The 12291-nt window shown below is 71.0% G+C and carries 8 protein-coding genes; 4 read left to right on the plus strand and 4 right to left on the minus strand.

Annotated elements, in window-relative coordinates; translation table 11 throughout:
• Positions 1-292: 292 nt before the first annotated feature.
• Together POL25_RS27350 and POL25_RS27355 are read right to left on the minus strand one after the other, a co-directional pair.
• The gene (locus POL25_RS27350; RefSeq protein WP_272089158.1) at positions 293-2821 is read right to left on the minus strand and encodes a DEAD/DEAH box helicase; all 2529 of its coding nucleotides are present in this window, start codon (positions 2819-2821) and stop codon (positions 293-295) included.
• A gap of 816 nt (positions 2822-3637) precedes the next feature.
• Entirely contained in the window at positions 3638-5542 is a 1905-nt protein-coding gene (locus tag POL25_RS27355; RefSeq protein WP_272089159.1) for an IgGFc-binding protein, read from the minus strand.
• A gap of 92 nt (positions 5543-5634) precedes the next feature.
• On the opposite strand from POL25_RS27355, the gene POL25_RS27360 reads away from it, so the two are divergent.
• From POL25_RS27360 to POL25_RS27370, 3 genes are all read left to right on the plus strand, one after another.
• On the plus strand, positions 5635-6288 hold the full coding sequence (locus POL25_RS27360) for a TetR/AcrR family transcriptional regulator (RefSeq protein WP_272089160.1): 654 nt from the start codon (positions 5635-5637) through the stop codon (positions 6286-6288).
• Between the two features lie 4 nt (positions 6289-6292).
• Positions 6293-7663 carry an oxidoreductase gene (locus POL25_RS27365; RefSeq protein ID WP_272089161.1) on the plus strand — a complete coding sequence of 457 codons (1371 nt, stop codon included), beginning with the start codon at positions 6293-6295 and terminating at the stop codon, positions 7661-7663.
• Between the two features lie 140 nt (positions 7664-7803).
• The gene (locus tag POL25_RS27370; RefSeq protein ID WP_272089162.1) at positions 7804-7968 is read left to right on the plus strand and encodes a hypothetical protein; all 165 of its coding nucleotides are present in this window, start codon (positions 7804-7806) and stop codon (positions 7966-7968) included.
• 899 nt (positions 7969-8867) lie between these two features.
• Here the strand turns inward: POL25_RS27370 and POL25_RS45010 are convergent.
• Positions 8868-9512, minus strand: a complete 645-nt coding sequence (locus POL25_RS45010; protein ID WP_373372116.1) for a bacteriophage T4 gp5 trimerization domain-containing protein — start codon at positions 9510-9512, stop codon at positions 8868-8870.
• Between POL25_RS45010 and POL25_RS27380 the strand changes: the two genes are divergently transcribed.
• Positions 9511-10614 (plus strand): hypothetical protein, encoded by a 1104-nt coding sequence (locus tag POL25_RS27380; RefSeq protein WP_272089164.1) that lies wholly within the window; start codon positions 9511-9513, stop codon positions 10612-10614. The two genes, POL25_RS45010 and POL25_RS27380, sit on opposite strands and share 2 nt — an antisense overlap.
• A 7-nt stretch (positions 10615-10621) precedes the next feature.
• On the opposite strand, the gene POL25_RS27385 is transcribed toward POL25_RS27380, so the two are convergent.
• Entirely contained in the window at positions 10622-12247 is a 1626-nt protein-coding gene (locus tag POL25_RS27385; protein ID WP_272089165.1) for a hypothetical protein, read from the minus strand.
• Between the last annotated feature and the right edge of the window lie 44 nt (positions 12248-12291).

Here is a 12291-nt window from a genome sequence, read left to right on the forward strand (position 1 = left end):
ACCGGCGCCTCGCTCCCCGCAGCGCTCCGCGTCATCCCCGCCGAAACCCGCCGATCGCCGCTCCCCCGACCTGCCCCTTCGGACAGCCTACCCTGGCTCATCCCACCCGGCTGCCCGCTCGTCGCGCGCGACGGACTCGGCGGCCCGTCCGTCCCAACGGAAGAACTCTGCGGCTCGCTCGCCCTCGGCGAGCTCTGTGGCTCGCCTGCCGCCGTCCCGCCTGCCGGCTCGGAGACGCTGTCCTGCTCGCGGCGCCCGAGCGCCCGCTCGAACCGCCGCAGCAGCGCCGAGCTCACGCAGCCCCTCGCAGGCGGTCGCGCAGCGCCAGCAGCAGCGCCATCGCATCGGCGCGCAGGCTCTCGCGCGGCTGCGGCGGCCGGGTCACGTGGTTGGCCCCCGGCAGCGACTGCATCGCCGCGATCCGGCTCGCCAGCCCCTTGAGCCCTGGCGTCTCGCCGGCCCGCACGACCTCGCCGCCGCCGGTCCCGAGCGGCTCACCCGCTCCTTGCACCCCGAGGCACGTCGGGCAGCCGCGCGCGCAGCGGCAGTTCGTCACCGCCGCGATCACCCGCTCGAACAGCTCGGCCCCCAGCGCGTACGCCTGCGACGCCAGCCCGGCCCCGCCTGGCAGGTTGTCGTAGACCAGCAGGCACGGCGACGCCCCGGCCTGCATCACCGAATCAGTCGACACCCGGCCGCCGCGGCCCGCGATCACCGGCGCCCACGAACCGGCCTCGGCCGAGCCCGCCACCACCGCGTGGCCGAGGTCGTGCACGTCACACATCAGCAGCATCGCCGCGCAGTGGTGGACCGCGTGGCCGATCGCCAGCGCCGCCGCCGCGCGCCGACCCGGGTCGGGCACCAGCGACAGCGCCCACTCGCCGAACGTGAAGTGGACCGCCAGCGTGTGCAGCTCGAGGTCCGGCAGGTGCACCGGCCCGGCGCCCACGTTCTCGTGGGTGCGGAAGCGCAGCTTCTTGAAGCCCGGCACCGTGCGGACCAGGTGGGCGTAGCCGAGCCCGCGGCCGCGCGGCGGATCCGTCGCTATCGGCTCGACCAGGCGGACCTTCACCTGCGAGATCGCCTCGGTGTAGTAGGTCGCCTTGACCTCGCGGACGTACGCCTTGCGCGGCTGCCAGTCGAGGCGCAGCACCTCGTAGGTCGTGCCCTCGATTGAGTAGATCGCGCCCGGATGGAGGTAGAGCGGCCCGTCCTCGAAATCGACCTCGGCGAGCAGCCGCCCGTCGCTCGCCAGCCCCGGGGCCACCTCGAGCACCGTGAAGTTCTCCTCGAGCCCGCCGCGCAGGTCGACCTTGTCGGCCGGGAACGCGTCGCCGATCGTGAAGTAGCGGGCCGACCCGTCAGCCCCGCGCTCGCCGTGCAGCGCCCCGCGCTCGGCCAGGTACGCCAGCGCCGGCCCGATCTCGCCCGCCGCGATGCCCGGGTACACCACCGTCTCCGCCGGCGCCTCGCCGGGCGGCATCACGATCGGCAGCTCGTAGGCCGCGCAGCGCAGGTGCGGGATCAGGATCTCCGGGTTGTCCGGGTCGACCTGCGCCCGCTCGGGCGGCTCGTCGAACAGGAACCCCGGCGTCGCCGCGATGAACTGGTCGAGCGGGTCGGACGACAGCACCAGCGCCGTCAGCGACGGCGACAGCCGCCGGCCCGCCCGGCCCGCGCGCTGCAGCGTGGCCGCCCGCGTCCCCGGGTAGCCCGCCAGCACCACCGCGTCGAGCCCGCCGATGTCCATCCCGAGCTCGAGCGCATGCGTCGTCGCCACCACCTGCGCCTCGCCGTCCTGCAGCGCCTGTTCGACCTCGCGCCGGCGCTCCGGCAGGTAGCCGCCGCGGTAGCCGCGGATCTTCTTCTTCGCCAGCTCCGCGCGGGCCAGGGCCGCCGCGTCGACGCCGACCGGCTCGCCCGGCGTCACCCCGGCCTCGTCCTCGCGCAGGTAGCGGGTCAGCAGCTCTACCGCCTTGCGCGTGCGGCAGAACGCCAGCGTCGCCACCCCCGCCGCGCGGAACACCGAGGTCACCGCGCGCGTGACCTTGAGGTAGTCGCGGCGCACCCCGGTGGCCGGGTCGACGACCTTGGGGTTCAGGACCACGAACGTGCGCGTCCCGGTCGGCGCCCCGTCGCGGTCGACCAGCACGAAGTCGGGCCGGCCGGTGACCGCCGCCGCCAGCTCGCGCGGGTTGTGGATCGTCGCCGAGCAGCAGATGACCGTCGGCCGCGCCCCGTGGTAGGCGCACACCCGCCACAGCCGGCGCAGCACGTTGGCCACGTGGCTGCCGAACACCCCGCGGTACATGTGCAGCTCGTCGAGCACGACGTAGCGCAGCTCGGCCAGCAGCGGCCCCCAGCGCTCGTGGTGCGGCAAGATCCCGCGGTGCAGCATGTCCGGGTTGGTCGCCACCACGTGGGCCCGGGTGCGGGCCGCCTTGCGCTCCTCCGGCGGTGTGTCACCGTCGTAAGCGCCGGCGCCGATGATGCCCGGCCCCACCTCGGCCGCCAGCGCGCGCAGGCTCCGGACCTGGTCGCGCGCCAGCGCCTTGGTCGGGAACAGCAGCAGCGCCCGCGCCCGCGGGTCGTCGAGCGCCGCCTGGACGATCGGCGCGTGAAAACACAGCGACTTGCCCGACGCCGTCGAGGTCGCCAGCACGACATCCTGGCCGCCGCGGGCCGCCGCGATGGCCTCGGCCTGGTGCGTGTACGGCCGCGTCACGCCGCGCTTGGCCAGCGCAGACAGCAGCCGCTCGTCGAAGCCCGGCGGCCAATCGCCGTAGCTGCCGGCGCGCGCGGCGACTTCGTGCTCGGCCACGACATCGGCGTGGCGTCCCTGGCAGAGCTGCTCGCGAATCGCGTTCAGCCCGGCGCCATCCAAACCATTCGATAAAACATCAGGCTCCCCCGCGGCGGTTGAGGTACGTTCTAGACCGCTCGAACGTGCCTCTGTCTGAAGGAGGGAGCGCGCGCGGGGAAAGCCTGAAGAGTGCTCTAGCATCGTTGCCCAGGAAGCGTTGCACTGAACACTTGCCAGGTAGCTACATCCGTTCAGGATCCGCGTCAAGGACTTTGCAGGCCCGCAGAGCGGCCGCTATGCCGAGCAAAAAGAGGTTTTGGGCGCGTGCGGCGCTCACGCAAGCGGACTCGGCTCGATCAGCGCAAGGGCCGCAGATCGCAACATGGCCGGGAATCGAGCAGATCTCTCCCGCATCGGACATGGCGCCGCGAACAGCGCGGGCTTCCGACGCTGTCCCGATGGGCCCTCGATGGAGGCGCTCCCATTGGGGAGCTACTGGCTGATTCGCGTCGTCTCGTCCGCGCGCCCGTACGCGATGGACCGGGGACCGTGACTGACGCTGCTTCCGACGTCTTGCGCGAGCTTCTGTCCTGCTTCCGCGACTCCCTTCGAATCTTCTCCGAGCTCTCCGAGCTGCTTCGCGTTGCGTGCCGTCGTCGCGACGGCGACGACGATCGGTGCGCGCGCCGAACGACGACCGCGCCTCGAAAGGATCGATCACCTCCCGCACTTCGTCAAGTCGCGGCGAAAATTCTCGCGCCGAATTTTCTCGCGACGCGAGCCGCTCGCGAGCGCCGAACCTCGCGAGCGAGGCCCGACGCTTCTAAAAAGTTTCTACAGGTGATCGAGGTCGAGGCCGCCGACGACCCAGTAGCTGCCGAAGTCCTGGAGACCGTAGACGCCGATGCCGACGCGGTCGCTGCCGAGGATGGTGTGGTTGCCGTCGCCGAGCGGGCCGTCGTCCAGCTTCACGCGGGCCAGCGAGTAGCCGGTCGCACCGATCTGGACCGGCGCGACCACCGGCTGGCCGTCGACCGACACGCTCGTCCCGGTCTTGAGGATGATGTCGACGAAGTTGCTCGCCCACGACGGCGGGGCGTGGAACAGGTAGTCCTTGCGGTACTGCTCGGTGGCGGTGGCCAGCAGCATCGACGGGTCGGCCTCGCCGAAGCCGCCGCCCTGGCCGACCATGTACTGCGCGACCATGAACCGCTTGTCGGCCGAGACCTTGAAGCGGGCGGTCGTCGCCGCCAGCTCGACGAAATCACCGGCCTTGGCCAGGACCTTCGGCACCCCCTGGTCGGGCACGAAGGTCAGGGTCGTGTTCGCCTCGGCCGCGATAAACCGCACGACCTGGCCGTGGTCGGGCGTCCCGTTGGGCGACTGCCCCGGCGGCACGACGATGTACTCCTTCGCCAGCGCCTCGTAGGGGAACATCGCCTCCTCGAGGTGATCGCAGGCGTCGACGTTCGTGGGCACGTTGCTGCACTTGTGTCCGGCGATGACCTGGACCGGCTTGTCGGCGCTGACCCCGGTGCCGGTGAGGTCGCCGCCCGCCGCGGTGGCGACCTGCAGCACGTCGCCGGCGTTCAGCACGACCACGCCGGTGCCGTCGGCCGCGACCCCGCCGCCCGCCTGCACCTTGTTGCCGGTCGCCGACGGCGCCAGCGTCACCGTGGTCCCGTCCTCGCGCGCGGTCACGGCGTAGAAGCCGGGGTAGTTGAGCTGCGGGAAGTGCGGGTACGAGGCGACCACGTAGTCGCCGGTCCAGGCGTTGACCGGCAGCAGCAGCGACGCGTCATTGGTCGCCGACGCATAAAGAAGATTGTACTGGTAGACCGTGACCGGGCGGTCGCTGCGCAGCCGGTAGGCCCCCTCGGCGACCACGGCCGAGGGCCCGAGCCCCTTCGTCAGCGCGGGGATCCACGGCAGCGTGATCGCCTTGACGCTCTTGGCCGCGACCATCTCCTCCTTGATCAGCATCGCCCCGCGGGTGACCGTGATCGCCGCCGGCACGTCGGCGGTGTTGGCGACCACCGCCGCGAACACCTTGGTGCCGCTGTTGTAGCTGTCGTGCTGCAGCGTGATGGTCGGGTAGTAATCGCACCCGATGTAGTTGAGCTGCAGGTTCTCGATCACGCAGGCGCCGTCGCACAGCCCGATGTCCGGGTTGCAGGTGATGCCCTGCAGCTCGTCGCAGTCCTCGGCGACCTCGCTCGAGAGCCCGTCGGCGGCGCACTTCATGGCCACGTCGCCCTCGCAGAACGGCGTGTCGGGCACGCACGCGAGGCAGCCGACGCCGGGGCCGCAGGCCGCCTCGCACGGCTCGCTGCTCTCGAACCCGCCCATCCCGTCGCACACCTTGGCCTCGCCGTCCTCGCACACGATCTCGCCCTGCATGCACGGCGGCGGCGGCTCGGTTCCGCTCTCGCTGTCGGTCGCGGTCGCCGGCATCGTCGACGACTCGGTCCCCATCGTCGTCGACTCGGTCGCGCCCTCGGTCGTCGTCGAGGAAGTCGGCGCGCTCGTGCCGGTCATCCCCATCGTCGTGATCGTCTCGGTCCCGGGCTCGGACGTCGGCGGCGGCCCCTCGCTCGTGCCCGTCTCCGTCGTCGAAGTCGTCAGCTCGACCGTCGTCACCCCGGTCTGCGACGTCGTCGCCGAGGCCATCCCCTCCGGCGTCCCGCACCCCGACACCATCACACCCACGCCCACGAGAATCAGCCCAGACCGCAGCATAGCGGCCACTGTATCACGCCGTTTGCATTTGTACGCGCGTACAAATTCTGCTGGACCCGCTTACACATGTGTGCAAATTATCTGTAGTGCGCGTGAGCAACTCGGGCGAGGCGAAAACCACTCCTGATGGTCGCGAGGAGCGGGGCGACCGAACCGCGCAGGCGCTGCTCGTCGCAGCGCGCTCGGCGTTCTCGCGCGGCGGCTACGCGGCCGCCTCGGTGCGGGACATCGCGCGCGCCGCGGGCGTCAACCCGGCGCTCGTCCGCTATCACTTCGGCAGCAAAGAGGGCCTCTATCGCAAGGTCATCGACGAGGCGATGAGCGGCCTGCGGACCCGGTTGCTGGCGGCCTTCCACCAGGCCGGCGCGCCGCGCGAGCGGATTCATCGGGTCATCGGCGCCTACCTCGACCACCTCGCGCAGGAGCGCGACTTCCCGCGGCTGATCCAGCGCGCGCTCCTCAACAACGACCCGCACCTGCGCCGGGTCGCGCACGAATATCTGCACCCGCTGGTCGACACGCTCAAGCCGTTCGTCGGTCGGCGGGTCGCTGGCACACTCGGCAGCCTCGAAGAGGTCATCGTCTCGGTGTTCGGGGCCATCATCGCGCCCTTCCTCTACGAGCCGCTGCTCAACGACCTGTTCCGCCGCGACGTGCTGTCGCCCGCCGCGCTCAAGCGGCGCCGCCGGCACATCGAGGCCCTCGTGGAAATCACCCTGGCCCAGCTGCTCCCGGAAACGGTCTAATTTTATGTCCACCGTCCGCCTCACCGACCCTATCGACATCGGCGCGCTCCGCCTGCCCAACCGCCTCTACCGCGCGCCCGTGCTCGAGGGTGCGGGCGGCGCCGACGACCCGGCCGCCGTCTACGCCCGCCACTTCGTGCCCAACGCCGCCGCGGGCGTCGGACTCATCATTCAGGGCAACACGATCGTCTGTCCCGAGGGCCGCACCTCGCCGGGCATGTCGGCGATCGGCGAACGCGAGCGCATGCTCGCCCTCGCCCCGCTGACGCGCGCGGTCCACGACGCGGGCGGCAAGATCGTCACGCAGCTCGGCCACGGCGGCCTGTTCGCGCTCGAGGGCTGGCACACCAAGTTCGCCCCGGTCCGCAGCTCGCCGCCGTACGCCCCGAGCCCGCTGCCGCTGTGGCTGCGCGCGCTGCATCGCAGCCAGACGCACGTGCTCACCACCGCGGAGGTCCAACAATTGATCGCCCGCTTCGGCCACGTGGCCGCCTGGGCGCGCGAGGCCGGCTACGACGGCGTGCAGCTGGCGGCCAGCAACGCCAAGCTGCTGCATCAATTCCTCAGCCCGATCTTCAACCGCCGCCGCGATCGTTACGGCGGCGACATCCACGGGCGCATGACCTTCATCCGCGAGATCCGCGAGGCCATCGCCCGCGAGGCCGGGGCCGACTTCCCGGTCCTCCTCAAATACACCGCCGTCGAGCTGACCCCGATCGGCCGCGGCATCGACCTCGGCGAGGGCGTCGAGATCGCGCGTATGGCCGAGGCCGCCGGCTTCGCCGCGCTGACGCCGGTGATCGCCGACGCGCTGCCCAACACCTCGATCGCCCGCGGCGAGTTCCCGCGCGCCTCGTTCGACAACCCCGGCCTGCGCCGCCGCCTGCTCGAGGCCACCGGCAGCCGCATGCGCGCCGCCCTGGTCCACGTCGGCATGTTCCTGTCCTCGCGCAAGTACCCGCTCTCGCCGATGTGGAACCGCGAAGTCTTCCGCGCGATCAAGGCGGCGGTCAGCTTGCCGGTGTTCGCGGTCGGAGGCATCCGCACGCCCGCCGAGGCGGCCGAGATCCTGGCCCGCGGCGAGGCCGACATGATCGGCATCGGCCGCCCGTTCTACGCCGAGCCCGACCTGGCCCGCCGCTTCCTCGCCGCCTCCGGCCCGTCCGACACCACCGCCACCGCCTGCGAGAGCTGCAACCGCTGCATCGTCCCGCAGATGCTGGGGATGCCGGGCGTCTGCTACAACCCCGGTAGCTTGCGCGCGGCGAAGATTCGCTCGCCTTTGCGCGCCGTGCCGGGCGTAGCATCTGCGGTTGGGACTCCATCAGATGACTCCATGTCAGGCCCGCGGGAACGGGTCCGTTCTGTCGGCTAGCAGTGCGAGCGGAGCGCGTCAAGAGTCAAGATCGACACGCGCGTGCAGGGCCGAGGTCGACGTCGGGCGGCGCGGCGCAGCGGCGCGGCTCGCGGCTCGCCGGAGCTGCGACTCCCCGAAGCTGCGGTAGGATCCGCGTCATGACTCTCCGCAAGAAGTGTCCCCGGTGCGGCAAGGAAAAGCCGCTCGATGATTTCCACCACTCCGACGACGCCGCGGACCGGCATCAGGGCTACTGCAAAAAATGTAACAATGAACGGCAGTATGAGCCGGGCGGCGCTGCCTATCCGAAGAAGCGGTCGTAGTTCACGCGTCACGTAACGGGCGGCGCACGCGCTAGTATGGGCACGTGCGCCGCTTCTTTATTCGCGGCGGTGGACTCGTGATCGCGCCACCGCTGTGCTGTGTGGTCGGCCTCCGGCGAGGGACGGGAACATGACCGACACCACCCGATCCCCACTACACCTCGCCGAGACTCTCATCGGCGCGGCGCTCGCCTTGTTCATCTCCCTGATCGCACGGACAGGCTGCGACTACCAGGTTGCGGGCCATGTCCGCGAGGACAGGCCATCGCCGCCGCCGCCGCTCGCCTCTCCATCGCTGCCGGCGCCGCCGGACGCCTCCGGCGCCCTCGGTCCGCGTGAGGACGCCGCGCTCGTCCCACGAGGGCGCGTAGGCGGCGACGAGACGCAGCGAGGTAAGCGTCGGCCATATCGGGGCAGGCCCGCCCCGAAACGACTCCACGGGGCGGGCTAGGCCGCGCTGGGGCGGGAACCCCAGCGAAGGCCCGACGACCCGGCTCGCGCTCCGCGTGGGCCGGGTCTTCGACTTCCCGGCGCGCAAGACTCGCCTGCGGCAGCGACAAGGCACGTTCTCGACCTCCTCCACCGGCTCTCCCGTCGTCGACCTCGACGTCCGGCGGCGCCAAGGACAGCGCCGCCGCGAGCACCGCCGGCGTCTCGACCTTCGACATGGACCCCGCGCCCAACCTCGGCGATCCGCAGTTCGAGGGGGGCAAGGGCAAGGTAGCCAGCGCAGCGGCGGACGTGAGCTTCGCAACCGGCGGGCGCGCCGGTGCGTCCGGCGAAATTCCGCGTGCGCGGGGTTGCCAGGCCACCATGCGGCGTGTACGCCTGGCCCAAGTATGTCGAATCCACCCCGTCTCCCTCAGTCCGAAGCCGAATTCCTGGAAATACTCGGAATTCTAAGCCAATTGACCGCTGATCCGGCCACGCTCGGCGAGCTTGTTCGTCCGCTGACGCCGGAGGATGAAGCGCTGCTCGCCCTCGATCCGGCGACGCTTCCAGCGGACCAGCGACAGGCGCACGCGAACGCCAGGCTGCGCCAGCTCTTCCAGGCCCACGTGAACCCGTCGACCGACCTGGGCCCGTCGACGATGCCCGATCTGGGCACGCTGACGATGCCCGACCTGGGCACGCCGACGATGCCCGACCTGGGCACGCTGACGATGCCCGACCTGGGCACGCCGACGATGCCCGACCTGGGCACGCTGACGATGCCCCACCTCGACCCGCCGACGATGCCCGACCTGGGCACGCTGACGATGCCCCACCTCGACCTGCCGGCGATGCCCGACTTCGGCCTGTCCGACCCGGGCCCGCTGACGCCAGAGGATGAAGCGCTGATCGCCCTCGATCCGGCGACGCTTACGCCGGAACAGAGGCGAGCGCGCGCGCTCGCCATGGCGCGCAAGCTCCTGCGACCGCCCGAGTAGCCCCGACAGGGCACTCGACCGAAGGCTCGGCCCGCGCCTGCTGGCCGAGCCTTTGGCTTTTCTGTCCGGTGATGCGCGAGACAGCGCGCGCCGGCCGGGGTAGACTTGACACATGCGCCGCCTTGCGCTGCTCGCCGCCGCTGCCGCCCTCGCGGGCTGCGGCACCGACAACTCGCCGGGGTTCTCCACGGGGCCCGGCGTGACGTCCGTGACGACGCTGGGGACCTCGACCTCGTCCACCAGCTCGGCCGGCTCGTCGTCGTCGACCTCGACGTCCGGCGGCGCCGAGGACAGCGCCGCCGCCAGCACCGCCGGCGTCTCGACGTTCGACATGGACCCCGCGCCCGACGTCGGCGATCCGCAACCCGAGGGGTGCAAGGGCAAGATCGATTTCCTGTTCGTGATCAGCGCCTTCGGCACGATGCGCCACGAACAAGATCAACTCCTGGCGAGCTACGACGGCTTCGTGGACGTGTTGGCGTCGAAGTTCGCCGACTTCGACCGGCACGTGATCAGCGTGAACACGGACGAGTTTTGGCGGGGCACGGGCTGCGAAGAGCCCGAGTTCTGTGGGAACGCGGGTAACTGCGGCCCATACGCGATGGACTACGTCTGCGGCTCGTACGCCGACACCGTGTTCAAGTGCGACCGGACCCGCGGCGCCGGCCTGCTCTACAACGCCGGCCCGCACGCCACGAACCACGTGTGCGAGCTCGACGGGGGAAACCGCTACATCATCAACGGCGCGACGGACCCGGACGCGTTCGCCTGCATCGCGCAGGTGGGGACCTTCGGCGCCAATTCACCGATCGCCGACACGCTCGTCGCGGCTGTGTCCGGCGAGCTCAACGGCCCGGGCGGCTGCAACGAGGGCTTTCTCCGCGACGACGCCCTGCTCGTGTTCGTCCTCATCATGGACAACGAGGACGAGCAATCGGTCCTGAGCGCGAAAAAAGTTCATGACGCGGTGGTGGCCGCCAAGGGCGGGGACGAGCACGCGGTCGTCGGCCTGGCGATCATCCCGCAGCCGCTAGAGGGCGAGCCCGTGCCAGATTGCGTCTACGACGACGGCCTTTGGCAGCAACACCTACGCGAAGTCGTGCAGACCTTCGACTACCACCGCGAAGGCAACATCTGCGCCGACAGCTACGACGGGTTCTTCAGCGAGGCCGCCGATCTCGTTCACGAGGCGTGTAACGCGTTCATCCCTCAGTGAGCCGCGCTCACTGCCGCACGAGCGCCGCCCGGGCGTACTGAACGCCAGCGGTGGTCAGCTCGCCGACCGGGAACACTTGATCCCAGGGGTCGACCGCGACGCCGTAGACCGCGGACGCCTCCGGGCCGGACGAGAATTTGTGCTCGTACACAAGACCCTTGCGCCCGAGCACAACGCCGCGGAGCAACCCGCCGACCTTCACCACGCCCCCGGCGATCACCCCGCCATGCGCACTCACGGCGACGCCGGTCCCGTACGCGACATCAGCGGCCGCCTCGGGAACCCACCATAGCCGGGCCCCGCTGGCGTCGTAAAGCGCCAGCTCGATCCGCTGCGACGTCCCGTCGCCCGTCGCCCCGTAGCCGACGACGACCACGCCGTCCGGATGTGCCGCGGCGCCGAGATACATCCCTTGCCGCCAGCCGCCGCTTACCTCTTGCACGATCACCGGGTCGAGTCGCGCGCCGGTTTCAAGATCCAGGGGCACGAGGACGCCGCGTGACTCCGTCCAAATGCCGTTGTGTTCCCCGACGCTCGCGCCGGCGACCCACGCGACGCCGTCCTTGATCACCACGTCGAACGCGAGGTCGTCGAAGGAGTGTTTAAAGAGCTCGTTGCCGTTCGGGACGTGGTCCCACCCCTTCGCGCTCACGACCGCGACGCCCTCGGCGGTCATGCGCCAGACCTTGATGTCCGTGTCGCCGTAGCCCGAGGCCCCGAAGCCGACCGCGATGCAGCCGCCCGCGTCGTCGCTGGCGATGCCCCGCACCGTCGACCCCGCATCGGTCGGCATCTCCACGCCGGTCTCCTGGCCCTCGGCGTCGAGCAAGACGATCCGCGGCCGCCACTTTTTGTCCGCCTGGCGGACGTTCATAGCGACCCAGATCTCGCCGGACGGCGTCAGCGCGACCGCATCGACCGCGCCCTCGCGTGAGTCGAGCACGATCGTTCCCTCGGCCCAGATCTCCGCGCCGTCCTCGCCTCGGCGCTTCCGGATCGACGGGCGCAGCGCGCCGTCGATCAAGACGGCGCCGACCTCGATCGCGTCCCCCTCGGGGGTGGCGACGATGCGCCGCGAGATCGAGCCGCTCGGCCCGAGCCTGCCCCACGCGAGATCGCCGGGCGCGGGCGCGGCGACCTCGAACATCACCGGCGGCCACACGTGCGCGAGCGGCCCGCGCGTGGCGGTCACTTCGAGTACGTGCGCGCCGTTGTCCACGGCGCCGTAGCAGGGCGCGGCGCCGGTCCACACGCCCCCACCCTGGTCGGTGAACGGCTCCAGCTCGGCGCCGTCGAGCGTGGCGCGCACGAGGCTCGCGCCGCCCTCGGTCGTCACCGTCACCGGCACCGGGCCGGCGAGGTGGACTTTCGCGGGCACGTCGACGTCGAGGATCCGCGGCGGGACAAACTCGGCGTTGCCGGCCGTGCTGCCGGCCTCGCTCGTGCCCGTCGCGTCCGTCGTGCCCTCGTAGTCGCCGGTCGCCGGGCTCGGCTCGTCGCTTGTGCTCGCGGGGCCGGTCGTCTCCGCCGCTCCGCCCTCGCTGCTCGTACCTGTCCCGTGGGTCATGTCGTTGGCCAAGAAGTCGGCCCACGACGGCGCGTGATCGGCACAGGCGCCGAACGCGAAGAGCATGCAGAGGGACAAAGCGCGAGCGCGGTTCATGGCGACCTCCGAGC

Source organism: Nannocystis bainbridge (assembly GCF_028368995.1).
GTDB classification, from domain to species: domain Bacteria; phylum Myxococcota_A; class Polyangia; order Nannocystales; family Nannocystaceae; genus Nannocystis; species Nannocystis bainbridge.